17 protein-coding genes are annotated in these 16,770 nt (G+C 40.2%); 14 read left to right on the top strand and 3 right to left on the bottom strand.

Going from position 1 to position 16,770, the window contains the following annotated elements:
• The first annotated feature begins 15 nt into the window (after window positions 1–15).
• The 7 genes from HUJ22_RS08740 to HUJ22_RS08710 all read left to right on the top strand — a co-directional run bounded on the left by HUJ22_RS08740 (window position 16) and on the right by HUJ22_RS08710 (window position 6,254).
• Window positions 16–588: an outer membrane beta-barrel protein gene (locus HUJ22_RS08740; protein WP_290876291.1), complete on the top strand. Its 573-nt coding sequence runs from the start codon at window positions 16–18 to the stop codon at window positions 586–588.
• Between the two features lie 124 nt (window positions 589–712).
• Window positions 713–2,959 (top strand): bifunctional (p)ppGpp synthetase/guanosine-3',5'-bis(diphosphate) 3'-pyrophosphohydrolase, encoded by a 2,247-nt coding sequence (locus HUJ22_RS08735; RefSeq protein WP_290876289.1) that lies wholly within the window; start codon window positions 713–715, stop codon window positions 2,957–2,959.
• Window positions 2,960–3,127: 168 nt separating this feature from the next.
• Window positions 3,128–3,451 (top strand): HU family DNA-binding protein, encoded by a 324-nt coding sequence (locus tag HUJ22_RS08730; protein WP_290876287.1) that lies wholly within the window; start codon window positions 3,128–3,130, stop codon window positions 3,449–3,451.
• A gap of 13 nt (window positions 3,452–3,464) precedes the next feature.
• Window positions 3,465–3,887, top strand: a complete 423-nt coding sequence (ruvX, locus tag HUJ22_RS08725; protein ID WP_290876285.1) for a Holliday junction resolvase RuvX — start codon at window positions 3,465–3,467, stop codon at window positions 3,885–3,887.
• Between the two features lie 6 nt (window positions 3,888–3,893).
• Window positions 3,894–4,454, top strand: a complete 561-nt coding sequence (gene def / locus HUJ22_RS08720; RefSeq protein ID WP_290876283.1) for a peptide deformylase — start codon at window positions 3,894–3,896, stop codon at window positions 4,452–4,454.
• A 6-nt stretch (window positions 4,455–4,460) separates the two neighbouring features.
• Complete coding sequence (fmt, locus tag HUJ22_RS08715; protein ID WP_290876281.1) at window positions 4,461–5,375, top strand: methionyl-tRNA formyltransferase; 915 nt, start codon at window positions 4,461–4,463, stop codon at window positions 5,373–5,375.
• Window positions 5,376–5,552: 177 nt separating this feature from the next.
• Window positions 5,553–6,254 carry an ankyrin repeat domain-containing protein gene (locus HUJ22_RS08710; RefSeq protein ID WP_290876279.1) on the top strand — a complete coding sequence of 234 codons (702 nt, stop codon included), beginning with the start codon at window positions 5,553–5,555 and terminating at the stop codon, window positions 6,252–6,254.
• A 96-nt stretch (window positions 6,255–6,350) separates the two neighbouring features.
• Here the strand turns inward: HUJ22_RS08710 and pruA are convergent, their stop codons facing one another.
• Window positions 6,351–7,967, bottom strand: a complete 1,617-nt coding sequence (gene pruA, locus HUJ22_RS08705; protein WP_290876277.1) for an L-glutamate gamma-semialdehyde dehydrogenase — start codon at window positions 7,965–7,967, stop codon at window positions 6,351–6,353.
• A 229-nt stretch (window positions 7,968–8,196) separates the two neighbouring features.
• Between pruA and gap the strand changes: the two genes are divergently transcribed.
• The 3 genes from gap (at window position 8,197) to HUJ22_RS08690 (ending at window position 11,468) form a co-directional block, all read left to right on the top strand.
• The gene (gap, locus tag HUJ22_RS08700; protein ID WP_290876275.1) at window positions 8,197–9,198 is read left to right on the top strand and encodes a type I glyceraldehyde-3-phosphate dehydrogenase; all 1,002 of its coding nucleotides are present in this window, start codon (window positions 8,197–8,199) and stop codon (window positions 9,196–9,198) included.
• A gap of 156 nt (window positions 9,199–9,354) precedes the next feature.
• Complete coding sequence (locus HUJ22_RS08695) at window positions 9,355–10,359, top strand: acetamidase/formamidase family protein (RefSeq protein WP_290876273.1); 1,005 nt, start codon at window positions 9,355–9,357, stop codon at window positions 10,357–10,359.
• Between the two features lie 206 nt (window positions 10,360–10,565).
• Window positions 10,566–11,468: a M28 family peptidase gene (locus HUJ22_RS08690; protein WP_290876271.1), complete on the top strand. Its 903-nt coding sequence runs from the start codon at window positions 10,566–10,568 to the stop codon at window positions 11,466–11,468.
• 10 nt (window positions 11,469–11,478) lie between these two features.
• Here HUJ22_RS08690 and HUJ22_RS08685 read toward each other — a convergent pair whose 3' ends face one another.
• Window positions 11,479–11,649, bottom strand: coding sequence for a hypothetical protein (locus HUJ22_RS08685; RefSeq protein ID WP_290876269.1), 171 nt, complete (start codon window positions 11,647–11,649; stop codon window positions 11,479–11,481).
• A 97-nt stretch (window positions 11,650–11,746) separates the two neighbouring features.
• Window positions 11,747–12,163, bottom strand: coding sequence for an OsmC family protein (locus tag HUJ22_RS08680; RefSeq protein ID WP_290876267.1), 417 nt, complete (start codon window positions 12,161–12,163; stop codon window positions 11,747–11,749).
• 378 nt (window positions 12,164–12,541) lie between these two features.
• On the opposite strand from HUJ22_RS08680, the gene hisG reads away from it, so the two are divergent.
• The 4 genes from hisG to hisB all read left to right on the top strand — a co-directional run bounded on the left by hisG (window position 12,542) and on the right by hisB (window position 16,767).
• A complete protein-coding gene (gene hisG, locus HUJ22_RS08675; protein ID WP_290876265.1) occupies window positions 12,542–13,423 on the top strand; it encodes an ATP phosphoribosyltransferase in 882 nt (293 codons plus the stop codon).
• 103 nt (window positions 13,424–13,526) lie between these two features.
• Window positions 13,527–14,828, top strand: a complete 1,302-nt coding sequence (hisD, locus tag HUJ22_RS08670; RefSeq protein ID WP_290876263.1) for a histidinol dehydrogenase — start codon at window positions 13,527–13,529, stop codon at window positions 14,826–14,828.
• Window positions 14,815–15,867, top strand: coding sequence for a histidinol-phosphate transaminase (hisC, locus tag HUJ22_RS08665; RefSeq protein ID WP_290876261.1), 1,053 nt, complete (start codon window positions 14,815–14,817; stop codon window positions 15,865–15,867). Before hisD ends, hisC begins: the two co-directional genes overlap by 14 nt.
• A 15-nt stretch (window positions 15,868–15,882) precedes the next feature.
• The gene (gene hisB, locus HUJ22_RS08660; protein ID WP_290876259.1) at window positions 15,883–16,767 is read left to right on the top strand and encodes an imidazoleglycerol-phosphate dehydratase HisB; all 885 of its coding nucleotides are present in this window, start codon (window positions 15,883–15,885) and stop codon (window positions 16,765–16,767) included.
• The last annotated feature ends 3 nt before the right edge of the window (window positions 16,768–16,770 follow it).

Raw genomic sequence — 16,770 nt, 5'->3', positions numbered from 1 at the left:
CCTAATGGAGACACAATGAAACGTCTGATAACCCTTCCCTTATTAATTGTAGCAATATTTTCAGTAAGTACTTATGCTCAATTTGAAATTGGAGCATCCTATGAACTGCGTGATGAAGATCCTAAAAACGGATTTGGTCTTCGAATTCAAAAAGGAATTTTTGAAGGTCTGCCTATTGTAAACCTTGGCTTGAGATTACATGGAAGTTATTTCAGCGAAGAAAATAATGTGAGCGAAAATAATTTTTCTTATTCTGAAGACCTGACCAACTATGATGTTGGCATAGCTGCTATTGGTGGTGTCTCGCTTGGCTTGCTTGAACCTTATGTAGGTTTAGGCCTCGGAACCCAGGACTACAAACGAGCAATAAGTGACGTACAAAATGATCCTGGCAATGCTGCTCCTGAAAGTGGAGAAGAAAGCAGTTTGTATTGGAATATGTTGGCGGGCGCCAAAGTTACCATCATCCCTATGCTAAAACCTTTTGTGGAGTATCGTTATTCAAGTTATGAATTGGAAAAACCGGAATTACAAGATGTAAATTCTCAAACAGGAAGAATCATGTTTGGGGTATCAATAAGTTTTTAGTGTAAAAAAGCAGGAAAAAAGCGGGTGTGAACTTCACATCCGCTTTTTTTGTACGAATAGATATAAGTTAAGTGCTTTAAATAACGTTAATAAGTACTTTTCAGGAAGTAAAAAAAATTATTAAATGAGCAGAGTTGCTTCCATAGATAAATATGACCTTAAAGGTTATAAATTAAAAAAAGCACAGCGAGAAGATCTGAAGCTGCTGCTCGAGGTATGTCGTGAGCATATTCCGGATGTGGATGAAGAAGCGGTTACTTCAGCTTTCAAATTGTGTTACCTTTCTCATGAAGATATGAAGAGAGCTTCGGGTGAACCCTATTATTATCATCCGGTGGAAGTGGCTAAAATTGTAGCAAGCGAAATTAATATCGATGATGTTTCAGTGATCGCCTCGCTGTTGCATGATACTGTTGAGGATACGGATGTAAACCTGGATGATATTCGGTATTGGTTTGGGGAAGAGGTAGCCGTAATTATTGATGGCGTGACTAAGATTACAGGTGTATTCAAAAGCCGTGACAGTAAACAAGCAGAAGCTTTTATGAAGCTGTTGCTGACTATGGCTGAAGATATTCGAGTGGTGTTGATTAAATTTGCCGATCGCTTGCACAATATGCGAACCATTCAGCACTTAAAACGGGAGAAGCAGGTTCAGATAGCCTCCGAAACGATGGATCTGTATGCTCCTCTTGCTCATCGTTTTGGTTTATTTAGAATCAAAAATGAGCTGGAAGATCTTTGTTTCAAAGCCATAGACCCCACCTCATTTAAATTTGTGGCGCGAAAGCTGCGGGAAAAGAAAGAGGACCGGGAAGAGTTTATAAATGAGTTTATGGAGCCCATCAAAAATGAGTTGGGCAAAATGAAATTTAAATTTGAGATCAAGGGCCGGCCAAAACATATCTTTTCCATTTATAGGAAAATGCAACGGCAGCAAAAACCATTTGAAGAAATTTATGACCTTTTTGCTATTCGGATTATTCTTGAAGATCCACATAATAAAGAGGATTGCTGGAGAGTCTATTCTATTATAACAGATTGGTACACACCCATTCCGGAGCGGTTTCGTGATTTTATTTCAGTGCCTAAAGCAAATGGTTATCAATCATTGCATACCACGGTAATTACAAATAAGGGGCGTAAGGTGGAGGTACAGATTCGAACCCGCCGTATGGATGATATTGCAGAAAAAGGACTGGCAGCTCATTGGAAGTACAAAGAAGGAGCACAACAAGGATCCGAGACGCTGGACAAATTTGTGAGCTGGGTACGTGATATATTAGACAACCCTCGCCCGGATGCCGCAACGGATTTTGTAAAGGATTTTCAACTTAATTTATACAAAGATGAAATCTATGTATTTACGCCTGATGGCGAGTTGAAGACATTACCAAGAGAAGCCACACCTATTGATTTTGCTTTTGAAATTCACAGTGAAATTGGTGAACGTGCCATGGCTGCTAAAGTAAATGGAAAGATGGTTCCTTTGAGGCAAAAGCTGCATAATGGAGACCAGGTTGAAATAATTACAGGTAACAAGATTAACCTGAATCCGGATTGGATTGATGATGTGGTGACGCATAAAGCGAAGTCTCGTATCCGTCAATATATTAAGCAAAAACAGCGTAAAGTTGCTGAAGAAGGCAGGGAGCTTTGGGAGAAAAGAGCCAAAAAGGGCAGTGTGGAAATTTCAGATCAGGAACTGAATAAATTTGCCAAAAGATTTAACTATGAATCTACCCAGGAGTTGTTTTTTGATATTGGATCGGGAGCTTTTGAAGTAAATGAGTTGTTTAAAGAAGTCAAGAAATTTAAGAGTACCGGCCGAATCGAAGACACTGACTCAGCAGATACCAAGCAGCTTTCGAATGAGGAAATTCAGAATAAATACCTGGATTCCGCGCGGTCGGTGGGAGATGGTAAATCATTATTTATTAATGGTGAATTAAGTAATATTAAATATTCCTATGCCAATTGTTGCAACCCTATTCCCGGTGATGATGTAATAGGTTTTATTAGCAGAACGGGGGATATTAAAATCCACCGGGCAATGTGTAACAACGCACAGCATCTTTTGAAAACAGAGACAGAACGAATTGTTGAGGTAAATTGGGCCAAGAATATTGATACTAAGTTTCTTGGAGCTATTAAAGTTATTGGCGGAGATCGTGTCGGAATGATTAATGATATCACAGATGTATTGTCAAAGTCATTGGAAACAAATATGAAAAGTATCAATGTAAGTAGTGACAGCGGTATGTTTGAAGGTATCATTACCTTATATGTAGATGGTATTAGCCATCTAAACAGAATTATGAAAAAACTGGAAAAGATTGAAGGTGTGAAGAACGTTTTACGTTATGAATAAGAAATCTAATTAAGATTAGGTAGATTTTTTACAAACTTATCTTTACAATGATGAAAGTTTATTCGCTTTAGGTGAAAAAGCTTAAGTAAGATTAAGTTGCGAATAATTAGGAAGGACAAATAAAAATGCTAACTGAAGAGATTAGCATCTAACAAAATCACTAAAACTATGATGACTTATACAAAACGAGATGTTGTACGTCGGGTTGCAGAATCCATGGATGAACCCATGATTCAAGCGGAGCCTTGGGTTGATGCTGTAATTGTAGCTTTAAGGGAGATTATGATGTCGGCGGATACTGAATGCCGTATTGAAATCCGTGACTTTGGTGTGTTTGAAGTAAAAGAAACAAAAGCTAAACCAAAAGCACGTAACCCTAAAACAAATGAAGTGATCTATGTGCCTGCACATCGTAAAACACACTTCAAACCAAGTAAATTAATGAAGAAATTTTTACGTCAGCCTTTGGAAGACGTAAAGAAAAACAAATAAAAAAGTTAAATATTTGCAGGAGTATACTCGCCTGATAGGAATTGACGTTGGAAAAAAACGAGTGGGAATTGCCCAAACTGATCTCCTTAAGACCATTGCAACTCCGGTTGGAACATTCTCCCCGGAAGAGGTGTTTTCTGAAATTCAAAAAATAACAGAAAATTCTCCTGTAGAAAAATTTGTGATTGGCTGGCCTTTGTCTCTTAGCGGAGAGGAAGGTTCTGCCACACAAATGGTTGATAATTTTATAAAAAAACTGCATCTGTCTTTCCCAAATATTGAAATAGCTAAGGTCGACGAACGCTACACCTCAACACAGGCACGCAGCCTTATGGTTGAAGCAGGCATCCCAAAAAAAAAGAGAAAAGAAAAGGGAAGGGTTGACAGGATTGCAGCCGCTATTATTTTGCAAAACTATTTAGATTCGAATTCATAATATACTATGCCCATATTACCTATTGTTACCTATAATGACCCTATTTTACTTAAAAAAGCTGAGGAAATAGAAGAGGATAGCCCGGAACTGCAGACTCTTATCGACAATATGTTGGAAACAATGTACAATGCCGATGGCGTTGGATTGGCTGCCCCTCAAATTGGTCGTTCTATTAAACTTTTTGTGATGGATACTGATGCCATGATTGAAGAAGGTGAAGTTCCTTACGGCCCCATGGTTTTTATAAATCCGCTTATCCTGGAGAAACGAGGTAATAAGATTCCTCTGGAGGAAGGCTGCCTTAGTATTCCTGAAGTAAATGATAAGGTTTTTCGCCCCGAAACTGTAATTATAGAGTTTTTTGACAGGGAATTTAATAAACACCGGCTCGAAGCAGGCGGCTGGACTTCAAGAGTGATTCAGCACGAGTATGATCACTTGGAAGGCGTGCTTTTCTTGGATTACTTAAGTGCTTTCAAAAAAAGATTGCATAAAAAAGAACTTGAAGAAATTGATTCCGGAGACAAAAAGGTGAAGTATCCGATTGTGCCTAAACAAAAAGATTAGTCAATTATGAACATTGTATTTATGGGGTCTCCGGAGTTTGCAATTCCAAGTTTGGAGCAAATTCACCAATCTGACCACACCATAAAGGCGGTTGTAACTAATGTAGATAAACGCCGGGGGCGCGGCTCTGAAACCTCCCCAACCCCTGTAAAAGCGAAAGCTTTGCAACTGGGACTGCCTGTAATAGAAGTAGAAGATTTGAAGTCTTCTGTGTTTGAACAACAGCTTAGGGAATTAGATGCAGATCTTTTTGTGGTTGTTGCTTTTAGAATACTTCCAAAACAAGTTTTAAAGATACCTAAAATAGGTTCTGTTAATTTACACGCGTCTTTGTTACCAAAATACCGGGGGGCGGCACCCATCCATTGGGCCATCATAAATGGAGAGGAGGAGACCGGATGTACGGTCTTTTTTTTGGATGAAAAGGTAGATACCGGCAAAATTGTTTTACAGGAAAAAACAGATATCGGCAAAAATGAAACAACCGGTGAATTGTACGGACGGTTAAGGGATATGGGAGCTGCTTTACTCATGAAGGCTCTCCAAAAAATTGATTCCGGTAACTATACGCTGTCGAAACAGAATGATGAGCTTGCAAGTCCTGCTCCGAAATTATTTCGGGATGATTGTCATATTGATTTTAATAAATCTGCACAAGATGTACACAATAAAATTCGTGGGTTGAGTCCTTTTCCAACAGCCTGGGCTGACTGGAATGGGAAAAAGTTTAATATGTATAAATCCCATTTAGAAAAGAATGCGAATGTTCAGCCGGGCGTACTGGTTGCAAGAGATGATAAATTACTGGTTGGCTGTAAGGATGGTACGATCGAATTACTTGAAGTGCAGCTTCCCGGAACTAAAAGGATGAACGGAGCTGAGTTTATCCGCGGCTATAAGGTTGAGGGTTTCTTGAGGTAGTTTTTGTTGTTTGGAATATAAATTATCCAAGGTGAAGAACGATTAGAGATATGCTAAAAAAAGGTAAACCGGTATGATCTCAAACTTTTAATAAATTTTCTTTAAGAATTAGTTTGAGATATACGTACCGTTTTTTATCATCACGCCAATTACAACGGTAAAAAATCACTTTGCATTATGGAGCAACCAGAAATTATTGATGCTGCAAAATCCGGCAATTTTGAGGAAGTAAAAAAACTTTTAAAAGGTAGATCGGATATCAACGAAACCAACAAAAGCGGTGCATCTGCCTTGATTGTGGCAACGGAAAAAGATCATACTGATATTGTGAAATTTTTGGTTGAAGAAGGAGCCGATCTGAATATTGAAACCAAGATGGGTGGAACGGCTTTGAATCGTGCCGCTGAGAATGGCAATATAGAGCTATTGAAATATTTTATAGATGAAGGGGCAAAAATTGGCGATGTTGCTCTTATTGCAGCTGCCAGAAATGGTAATCTGGAAGCAGTAAAACTATTGATTGAGGCCGGAGCTGATGTAGATGCTCAACAGCGGTGGGGGCATACTGCACTTATGCTAGCGGCTAAAGCCGGAAATACCGATGTTGTAAAATACCTCATTGAGCAAGGAGCCAATGTAAAACTTCGCGATAAAAATGGTGATACAGCGATGATGATAGCTATGGATAATGAGCAGGAGGACATCGCCCTAATATTACGACGAGCCGGAGCCAAAGCAGAAGTTAAGCCCAAAAAAGATGTAGCTCCTGTGGTGGATGATGAAGACGATGATGATGATCTGGATGATACGCCCGATGTTGATGAATTAGTGGCCGACGATGATGAAGCCCCGGATGATGTGGACCTGGATGATGATTGATACCTGATATGAGTAAATCAAATTGTAATCAATAGAAAACCCGCTCACATAAGTTATGTGAGCGGGTTTTTCATATTAAAAAATAAAAAGAGAGCTTTACTTATCAGCAAACTTAAATTTCTGAAGGTCATATTCTACACCGTTGTTTGGACGGAGTGTAGTAGATTTTGGCTCCAGGAAGTATTTAAGGTAATCCCGACCGCCTGCCTTAGCATCAGTCCCGCTTAGCTTGAAGCCTCCGAAAGGCTGTGCACCAACCAATGCTCCGGTACACTTGCGATTGATATACAAGTTACCGACCTGGTATTCACGGAGTGCTTTATCAATCTTTTTGGGGTCGCTTGAAAAGTAGGCTCCTGTCAACCCGTAATCAACTCCATTGGCAATGCGCAAAAGGTCATCGGTGTCTTTGCCTTTAATAAAAGCCGTTACGGGGCCAAAGATTTCTTCTTGGGCAATTCGGGCATTTTCGTCTACATCGGCAAAAACGGTAGGTTCTATATAATAGCCTTCGTTTTCGGTTTCGGCACGTTTTCCGCCGGCAACCAAACGGCCTTCTTTTTTGCCAATCTCGATGTAGCTCATAATTTTGTCTACAGCTTTTTGGTTAATTACAGGCCCTGCCATGTGATTCTCTTTTGAATCGCCAACCGACAGTGCTTTAGTTTTAGATGCTACCTTGTCAAGTAAATCATCATATATCTTCTCATGAGCAATTACGCGTGAGCCGGCTGAACATTTTTGCCCTTGAAAGCCGAAAGCGCCTTTCACAATTTCTGTAGCAGCTGATTCCAGATCTGCATCTTCATCTACCACGGTGGCATTTTTACCGCCGAGTTCGCATACCATGCGCTTCAGGAATTTTTGGCCGTCAGCAACTTCGGAGGCAATTTTATTCAAGTGAAGGCCTACGTCTTTTGAACCGGTGAAAGAAATGAATCTTGTTTTCGGATGTTTAGCAAGGTTTTCACCCACTTCGATATCTCCGCCGGTCACAAAGTTAAATACACCTTTAGGTAATCCCACTTCATCAAAAATTTCTGCTAACAATGATCCCATTCTGGGGGTATCAGGAGCAGGCTTGGCCACTACCGTATTTCCAACAGCAATAGGAGCAACCGCCATCCCTACAAAAATTGCAAACGGAAAATTCCATGGAGAAATAGTTACTCCGGCTCCAATAGGCATGTAAATAGTGCGGTTATGATCGCCCCATGTTTCTTCAAGTACATCCATTCCGTCATCTATGCGCAAAGCTTCATGTGCGTAGTAATCAATAAAATCTATGGCTTCGCAGGTATCAGCATCTGCTTCCAGGTAATTTTTACCTGCTTCGCTAACCATCCAGGCATTGATTTCCAATCTGCGGCGGCGAATTACATCAGCTGCTTTAAAAAGGTAATCGGCTCTTTTTTGAGCTGAAACATGCTGCCAGCTTTCAAAAGCATCCCATGCTTTATCCAAAGCATCAAATGCTTGTTCTTTACTGGCCATTTGGAAGGTGCCAATGGTTTCTGATAGATTGGATGGATTCTTACTGTCAAATGTGCCGGCATCTCCTTTTACAAATTCCCCGTTTATATACAGGTCATATTCTTTACCAAAGTTCGATCGGACTTCTTCCAGCGCATCTTTTTGTGCTTTATCATTTGTTGGGTCAGAAAAATCTAAGTAGGTCTCATTTTTATACTTTTCTAAGGTCTGGTCTGGCATGGTATCTGTTGTTTTTTATAAAATTTCTGTAATGGATACCCTAAAGATACATAGAAAAGCGCTCCCAATTCAAAAGTTGTATTCGCGAGAAGCGACAAATTGGTAAAACATTGAAAATAGGGCGTTATAATGGTAGCTTTGGATAATTCATAAGAACTTTACAGATGCTTTTTACCTTATTTAATACTGAAGTAAAAGCATTAAAATTCAATCATAAATAGGATTCGAAATGGCAAAAATTAAAGTAGGAATTAACGGGTTTGGTCGTATTGGCCGAATGGTAACTCGTTCAATCCTGACTAATCACAAAGACAATATTGAAATTGTTGGAGTAAACGATCTTACCGACACTAAAACTTTGGCTCATCTATTTAAATATGATTCAGCTCAAGGAACTTATCCCGGAGACGTATCCGTGGATGGAGATAAGATTACTATCGATGGGATGAGCTTTTCCGTAAGTGCGGAAAGAGATCCTGCCAATTTGAAATGGGGTGATCTTGGAGCTGAAGTGGTTGTTGAGTCTACCGGTTTTTTCCGTGATTCATCCAGTGCCGGAAAACATCTTAAAGCCGGTGCCAAGAAAGTGATTATTTCGGCTCCGGCATCAGGTGATGACATTCAGACTATTGTACTGGGTGTAAACGATGAGAAAATTAATAAAGATGTGGAAATCTATTCTAACGCAAGTTGTACTACCAATTGTCTGGCCCCAATGGCAAAAGTATTGGATGACAGTTTTGGATTAGTGAAGGGTTTCATGACTACCATACACTCTTATACCGGAGATCAAGCTTTGGTTGATGGTCCGCACAAAGATCTTCGTCGTGCCCGTGCTGCCGCTGTAAATATTGTACCTACGACTACCGGTGCTGCAAAAGCTGTTGGCTTGGTACTTCCTCACCTAGATGGAAAACTGGATGGTGGTGCGGTACGCGTGCCAACCGTTACCGGATCACTTACTGATTTAGTAGCTGTTGTAGAAAAAGAAACTACTGCTGAAGAAGTAAACGCTGCATTTAAGGCTGCAGCCGATGGTCCTATGAAAGGAATCCTTGAATATGCTGATGTTGAACTGGTTTCATCTGACATTATTGGAAACCCGCATTCAAATATCTTCGACAGTCAGATTACCAAAGTAGACGGTAAATTGGTTAAAGTCATTGGTTGGTACGATAATGAAGCAGGCTATTCTGCGCGTACCGCTGATTTGATCACAAAGATTGTGTGATTTAGCCTTTATACTTAATTACAGTAAGGATCAATGCAATCCTTACTTACTTATTACTCCTGTCTTTAATTAAGGCAGGAGTTTTTTTATATCTGTTTACTTGTAAAAATGCCACGATCTCCTCACATTTCTGCACACCAAAAACACGGAGGAGATATGAAAAGGGTATTATCATTTTTAATAGCACTAGTTTTTGTAATAGCCCCAGGTTGCCAGCAGAGAGAAACTGCCGGAGAAATGGCGTTAGCTCCTGAAGTTGACTTTGAACTTTCTGCCGATCAAACCCACGCCCGCTGGAGCAGTACCATCGAACCGGTTTTGAGGGTTCCATCCGGTTCAGTAATAAAAGTTGGAACTGAAGAAGCATCAGACCGGCAGCTGGATCTGAATTCAACACTGGAAGATTTAGCGAATCTGAGTTTCGATCCCATTCACCCTTTAACCGGACCCGTTTATGTTGAAAATGCTGAGCCCGGAGATGTGCTTAAAGTTACGCTTCACAAAATTGAAATGGGAGATTGGGGTTGGACCGCAATTGTACCGGGTTTTGGCTTTCTCTCTGATGAATTTACCGAACCCTGGCTAAAAATTTTTGAATTAGGCAAGGATAAAAAAACCGCCAGATTTTCTGAAGACATAGAAATTCCTCTAAAACCATTTCCTGGTGTGATGGGAGTTGCCCCTGATACCGAAGAAATGCTGTCAACCATTCCCCCCAGAGAAAATGGCGGAAATATGGATGATCCGAATATTACAGAAGGTTCGGTAGTGTACTTTCCGGTGTTGGTGGAAGGCGCCTTATTCTCGATTGGGGATACACACGCTGCCCAGGGACACGGAGAGGTTTGCGGAACAGCCATTGAAGCTCCCATGAATATTATTTACGAAGTAGAAGTGATAAAAGAAGGCCGGGCCATCAGTGAACCCCAATATGAAACCGATGAATATTATGCCGTAACTGCGTTTGCTGAAACTATTGATGAAGCTGCCAAAAAGGCCACACGGTTTATGATTGATTACCTGGTGGAAGAAAAAGGCATGAACCGGCAGGATGCATATGCTTTGTGTTCATTAGCTGGGGATTTGAAAATCGCTGAAGTAGTAGATGTACCTCATATGCTGGTTTCCATGCATATTCCCAAAAATATATTCAAAAACTAAACATAGGATAAACACAGAATGGCTCGCAGAGCCGTTTTATTTTAAACATGAAAAGTATTTCCTTATCCTCGTTCCCGACGGTATGTTGGGAGTGTATATAAGGAACCCTGACCCAAAAAGTAATTAAAAAAAGATCTGTGTACTTCGTCTCTCTCCAAACGCTTTGTATTGGAGCGAAATTAAATTAACTCAACTACTAACATAGAATGAAACCACTACATAAATTACTTCCATTATTAATAGTTGGACTATTCATTTCTTGTACTCCGAAAGAAAAGACTTCAAGCCCAACCCTTAACACCGATCAACTGATCGAAGACCTGCGTTTCATTTCGTCTGATGAAACCGAAGGGCGCAGAACAGGAACCGAGGGAAATCGCAAGGCCCGGGAATATTTGGTTCAGCGGTTTGAAGAAGAAGGCGCAAATCCTTTTCAGGGGTCTTTTACCCATGAGTTTGATTTTTTGAATAGAAATGAAGAGGCACTGGCCGGAATTAATGTAGTAGGTGAAATTCCGGGTAAAACCGATTCAGTAATTGTTATTACAGCTCATTACGATCACCTGGGAATTCGAGACAGCTTAATTTATAACGGGGCTGATGATGATGCTTCCGGTACGGCAGCCCTGATTACTTATATTGATTACTTTAGCCACATAAAACCCAATCATACTCTTGTTTTTGCTGCTTTTGATGCCGAAGAGATGGGCTTACAGGGAGCGAGAGCTTTTACAGAAGATTCTGTTTTTATGGAAAGAGTTGTTATGAATATCAACTTGGATATGATTAGCAATAATGACCAAAATGAATTGTATGCATCCGGGACGTTTCATCACCCGGAGTTTAAACCGGTTCTTGAGGGTATAGAAACCGGTGAAGTTAAGTTGTTATTTGGCCATGATCGTCCTGAACAAGGTTATGATGATTGGACTAATGCTTCAGATCATGCCGCGTTTCATGCGAAAGGGAAAAAATTTATCTACTTCGGTGTGGAAGATCACGAACATTACCACCAGCATACTGATGAGTTCGCAACCATCCCGCTAGAGTTTTATAAAAAATCTACCGAAACTATACTGAATGCAATTTTAGCATTCGATAAAATGTAAGCCTAACTAATTAAAATTTTCGAAGATAACTGGTGCATTCTTTGCAGTCCTTACCGTCTTTTCGAGCATCTTCTTCTTTTTCAAAACCCTGACTGGAAAACGCTTCAATGTCTCCACTTTTAGAAACACGTCTCCATCTCCATTCGCCCTTAACGTCTTGGTATAACTCACATTTAGCCATAGGTATCTATTTGATTTATTGGAATTTAATATCTATGAAACTTAATGATTATGTAGCGATAGCGCAACGGTAATGATAAATGCTATAATGTTAAGTGTTACATAATTTTATAGTCGTAGCTGATTTCGGAGCCCTTTTCCAATGCTTTGGATACTGAGCAGTACTTGGTGATGGAAAGCTTCAATGCCCGTTCCACTTTTTTGGGATCCAGCTCGCCGGATAAAATGAAGTGCATATGGATGGTTTTATATTCGGAATACCCGGCATCCAATTTCTGACGATCGCCGTCTACCTCTACTTTCAGGTCGGTGAGCTTTTGTTTTTGCTTTTTTAGGATGGAAATGACGTCAATGGCACTGCATCCGCCAATGCCGGCTAACAATAATTGCATGGGCGAGAGGCCGCCTTCAAGCCCGCCAATATTATTATCCCCGTCAATTCGAATTTTACCGTCGGTTTCATTTTCAGCTTCCATATGGTAGTCTTTACCAAGCCAGGCAACGTCGATTTTCATAAATTTTTTTGGTGTGATTTCATTTTGAATAAAGTTAATGAAATAAGAGTGATTGAACCATGATTTATGGGATTTTAAAAGAGGGCTTAAATATCGCCGGATATTAAAAAACAATCAGGAGTAAATAATTTTCAAACTGAACGATTATTGATCATAAAAAATTAATCAAGTTCTTAACAATCCTTTAACAATAAATCATTGGCACAACAACAAAGAACTGCCTATATTTGAGTCGTGAGAAAAAACAGCCTACATATTATTTATCATCACGGTGTCCATCATGCCCACCACGGACATCATCATATTTCTGTGCAATAAGCACACCTTTGATCCTCTTTTTCTACTTATATTTTTAAACCAAACTTATTTATTGATATCATGAACCGAACGAAGGATTCTTCTACCTCATTACGTATTGCTATTCAAAAAAGCGGCCGGCTTACTGACAAAACCATCGATTTACTTGCAGGCATTGGCATCGACTTTGATAATTATAAACGCAACCTGATTGTAAAAACCCGTAATTTTGATGTGGAACTTTTATTGTTGCGCGATGATGACATTCCTGAATATGTGCAGGATGGCGTATGCGACCTGGGTTTTGTAGGTGCCAATGAAACACAGGAAACCGGCGCTGATGTAACGCCAATCCGGGATTTGCAGTATGGGAAATGCCGTTTATCACTTGCAGCTCCAAAAAATGGAGATATCAAAAGCCCTAAAGATTTTGAAGGCAAGAAAGTTGCTACCAGTTATCCAAATCTGACGCGTAAGTTTTTTGAAGAAAGAGGGATTAATATTCAGGTTATAGAAATATCAGGTGCTGTGGAAATTGCCCCGCAGTTAGAAGTGGCTGACGCTATTGTAGATTTGGTTTCAAGCGGGGGGACCTTGCGTGCAAACGGGTTGGTTGAATTGGATACAATATTGGAATCACAGACTCAACTCATTCGCACCAATAAGGAATTGTCTCCGGGTAAACAACAGCTGATTGAAAAATTCTTAGTGCGCATGGATGGGTATCAAAAAGCGGCTAAAAGCAGATACATTATGATGAATGCTCCTACAGCGGCTGTAGAGAATATCAAAGAAATTATTCCTTCTATGAAAAGCCCAACTGTGATGCCTTTGGCTGAAAAAGATATGGTGGCCATACATACGGTAATTCCGATTGAAAAATTCTGGACAGTGATGGAAGAACTGAAGGAAGCGGGAGCTTCAGATATTGTGATGCTCCCGATTGAAAGTATGATCCTTTAGAATATCGAAAGATGAATAATAAATATTGAAGTGATTACCACTCATTCCGCTGCTTTGCTGCGGAATGCTAAACGGAGGCTCCGCCTCAAGCTTAAAAGCGAACATGATGAAAACATATAATTACTCGGCATTGTCATCTGAAGAGGTCAGCAAGCTTCTAAAGCGGCCTAAGATTGACTTCACTTCTATCTTCGAAACCGTTCAGCCTATTTTGGACGAAGTGGAAGGTGGTGGAGATGAAGCCGTTAGAAAATTTACGCGGGAATTTGATGGTATTGAACCAGATGAAGTGGCTTTCGATCCAACCGGATTAGAAGTTTCTTTTGATCAGGAAGTGAAGGAAGCCATTGATGTCGCATTTGATAATATTTTTCGGTTTCACAAAGCACAATTTCCGTTTCCATTGGAAGTGGAGACTATGCCGGGAGTACGATGCATGAAGGTAACCCGGCCTATTGAGCGGGTGGGACTGTATGTGCCCGGCGGCACTGCTATTTTACCTTCTACAGCCATGATGTTGGCTATACCAGCAATGATTGCGGATTGTGGTACTAAAGTTTTAGCTACTCCTCCGGGAAAGGACGGCACGGTTGCTCCTGAAATTATTTATATCGCTCAAAAAGCAGGAGTCAATAAAATTCTGATGGCAGGCGGGGCTCAGGCTATTGCTGCCATGGCTTTTGGAACAGAATCGGTACCCAAAGTAGATAAGATTTTTGGGCCGGGTAACCAATACGTTACAGCGGCTAAAATGATCCTGCAAAACAGTGAAGCACAAATAGGTATTGATATGCCGGCCGGCCCTTCGGAGGTTTTGGTGATTGCTGATGGTTATGCAAATCCGGCTTACGTAGCGGCTGATTTACTTTCACAGGCTGAACATGGCGCGGATAGTCAGGTTGTTTTAGCTGCCACTGCTGATTTTGACCTGGCTAAACTGAATGTTGAGCTAAAATCACAACTTGAAGAACTGCCACGAAAAGAAATGGCCGGTAAAGCACTTGAGCTAAGTTTTACCATTATCATAGAAAATTTGAAAGAAGCTTTTGAGTTTTCTAATCGGTATGCCCCCGAGCATTTAATAGTAAATGTGAAAGATGCCGAGTCCTATGCGGATCAGATTATGAATGCGGGTTCTGTATTTTTTGGGCAGCTTACCCCCGAAAGCGTGGGGGATTATGCCTCAGGAACTAATCATACTTTGCCAACTTATGGATATGCCAGAATGTATAGCGGGGTGAATTTAGCTGCTTTCCAGAAATCAATTACCATGCAGTCAATTAGTGAAGAGGGGCTGAAGAATTTAGGGCCTGTTGTAGAAAAATTGGCGGAACTGGAAGAACTTCAGGCACATAAGAATGCTGTTACTTTAAGATTAAAAACATTGATAAATGAAGAAAACTAACATCCAATCTCTGGTAAGAGATAATATCCGAACCCTGAAACCTTATCGCAGTGCACGGGATGATTTTGATTCGGGGATATTACTGGATGCCAACGAGAATAGCTTTGGTGCTCCCTTTACTGATGACATTGAGTTAAATCGTTATCCAATGCCATATCAGGAGGAGCTGAGAAATAAAATTGCAGCCTTTCGCGGAGTGAAACAGGAGAATGTGTTTGTGGGGGTGGGGAGTGATGAAGCGATCGATTTATTATTTCGGATTTTCTGCCGGCCCGATATAGACCGAATCATTATCAATCCCCCTACTTACGGCATGTATAAAGTCTCAGCCAATATAAACGATGTAGGGGTTGATGAGGTATTGCTTACCGAAGGATTTCAACTTCAACCTGATAAAATACTTGAAGCGGTTAAACCGGAAACCAAATTGATTTTTATTTGCTCTCCAAATAATCCTACAGCCAACAGCATGGATAATACAGATATCCTGAAAGTGGTGGAAAGTTTTAATGGAATTGTGGTAGTGGATGAGGCTTATATAGATTTCAGCCGGGAGCATAGTTTGGCATCAGCTATAAATGAATTCCCAAATTTAGTGGTATTGCAAACTATGTCGAAATCATTTGGATTGGCAGGAATCCGGTTGGGGGTAGCATTGTCTGGCCCTGAAACCATAGAGTATATGATGAAAGTAAAAGCTCCCTACAATGTAAATAAGTTGACTTCGAAAATGGCACTCAATGCATTTTTAAGCCTTGATACTGTTACTAAAAATATTGGGTTGATTTTAAAAGAACGGGAACGTGTAATCGGGAAATTGGTTACGTATTCTCAAGTGGAATATGTATATCCGACAGATGCTAATTTTGTGCTGTTTAAAATCGGGAATGCTTTTGAAGTGTATAAAAAGCTTGCGGAAAAAGGTGTTATTGTACGTTATCGTGGAAATGAACCACATTGCGAAAACTGTTTGCGATTAACAATAGGGACAGCCACGGAAAACGATCGCTTTTTTGAGGCTTTAGAACAAGTATGTTAAGAAAATAATTTTATTATGCTTATATCCATCACAAAAAAATCGCTTGAAGATCCCAACAAGGAATATCTGTTTAGAGCAAATACCGTTACTTCCTTGAAGCAAATTATTAAGGGCGGGAGGGACTTATTGATTCCATTAGGTTCTATTTTACCCCAACAAAAAACATTGCTGAAACAGGAAGGCATTTCTTTTGCAGAGGAGGGAGAGCCCGATTTATTAATTGATATTGAACAGGAAAAAATAGTTCTAAAGAAAGGAAAAGATCTGTTGATATCGGCTGATGGATGGAAGCCGGTGGTAGATTTTATTACCAAAGAAGCTCGCAAATCCGCTATTCACCGGAAAACCAACGAAACAGATATCAGCATTGAAATTAATTTAGATGGTACCGGCAAAGCCGATATTTCTACAGGACTAAGTTTTTTCGATCACATGCTGGATCAAATTGCACGTCACGGTTTGGTGGATCTCGTCCTTAAATGTGAGGGTGATTTGGAGGTAGATGAGCATCATACTATCGAGGATGTAGCTATTGCATTGGGGAAGGTTATATCCAATGCACTTGGAAATAAAAAAGGCATTGAACGATATGGATTTGTACTCCCCATGGATGAGGCGCAAGCAACCGTGGCCCTGGATTTATCAGGAAGGCCGTATTTGGTTTTTGAGGGGGAATTTAATCGTGAATATGTCGGTGATTTTCCCACTGAAATGGTAAAGCATTTTTTTTATAGTCTTGCAATGAACTTGAAAGCAACAATTCATGTTAACTTTTCCGGTGAAAATGATCACCATAAAATAGAAGCTTGCTTTAAGGGTTTTGCCCGGGCTTTAAAGATGGCTATAGAACAAAACGGGCGTATCCAGAATCTTGTCCCCAGTTCAAAAGGGACGTTGTAGATT

Origin of the sequence: Gracilimonas sp. (genome assembly GCF_014762685.1) — a bacterium.
Classification (GTDB): Bacteria; Bacteroidota; Rhodothermia; order Balneolales; family Balneolaceae; genus Gracilimonas.
This window is presented reverse-complemented; position numbering and strand designations above follow the sequence as displayed.

Bases quoted from the DNA above. Each gene is read 5' to 3' on its own strand.
- HUJ22_RS08710 (WP_290876279.1), top strand. From the start codon at position 5,553: ATGGAGCAACCAGAAATTATTGATGCTGCAAAATCCGGCAATTTTGAG.
- HUJ22_RS08695 (WP_290876273.1), top strand. From the start codon at position 9,355: ATGAAAAGGGTATTATCATTTTTAATAGCACTAGTTTTTGTAATAGCC.
- HUJ22_RS08685 (WP_290876269.1), bottom strand. From the start codon at position 11,649: ATGGCTAAATGTGAGTTATACCAAGACGTTAAGGGCGAATGGAGATGG.
- def (WP_290876283.1), top strand. From the start codon at position 3,894: ATGCCCATATTACCTATTGTTACCTATAATGACCCTATTTTACTTAAA.
- fmt (WP_290876281.1), top strand. From the start codon at position 4,461: ATGAACATTGTATTTATGGGGTCTCCGGAGTTTGCAATTCCAAGTTTG.
- HUJ22_RS08740 (WP_290876291.1), top strand. From the start codon at position 16: ATGAAACGTCTGATAACCCTTCCCTTATTAATTGTAGCAATATTTTCA.
- gap (WP_290876275.1), top strand. From the start codon at position 8,197: ATGGCAAAAATTAAAGTAGGAATTAACGGGTTTGGTCGTATTGGCCGA.
- HUJ22_RS08730 (WP_290876287.1), top strand. From the start codon at position 3,128: ATGATGACTTATACAAAACGAGATGTTGTACGTCGGGTTGCAGAATCC.
- hisB (WP_290876259.1), top strand. From the start codon at position 15,883: ATGCTTATATCCATCACAAAAAAATCGCTTGAAGATCCCAACAAGGAA.
- HUJ22_RS08690 (WP_290876271.1), top strand. From the start codon at position 10,566: ATGAAACCACTACATAAATTACTTCCATTATTAATAGTTGGACTATTC.
- hisG (WP_290876265.1), top strand. From the start codon at position 12,542: ATGAACCGAACGAAGGATTCTTCTACCTCATTACGTATTGCTATTCAA.
- hisC (WP_290876261.1), top strand. From the start codon at position 14,815: ATGAAGAAAACTAACATCCAATCTCTGGTAAGAGATAATATCCGAACC.
- HUJ22_RS08680 (WP_290876267.1), bottom strand. From the start codon at position 12,163: ATGAAAATCGACGTTGCCTGGCTTGGTAAAGACTACCATATGGAAGCT.
- HUJ22_RS08735 (WP_290876289.1), top strand. From the start codon at position 713: ATGAGCAGAGTTGCTTCCATAGATAAATATGACCTTAAAGGTTATAAA.
- pruA (WP_290876277.1), bottom strand. From the start codon at position 7,967: ATGCCAGACCAGACCTTAGAAAAGTATAAAAATGAGACCTACTTAGAT.
- hisD (WP_290876263.1), top strand. From the start codon at position 13,527: ATGATGAAAACATATAATTACTCGGCATTGTCATCTGAAGAGGTCAGC.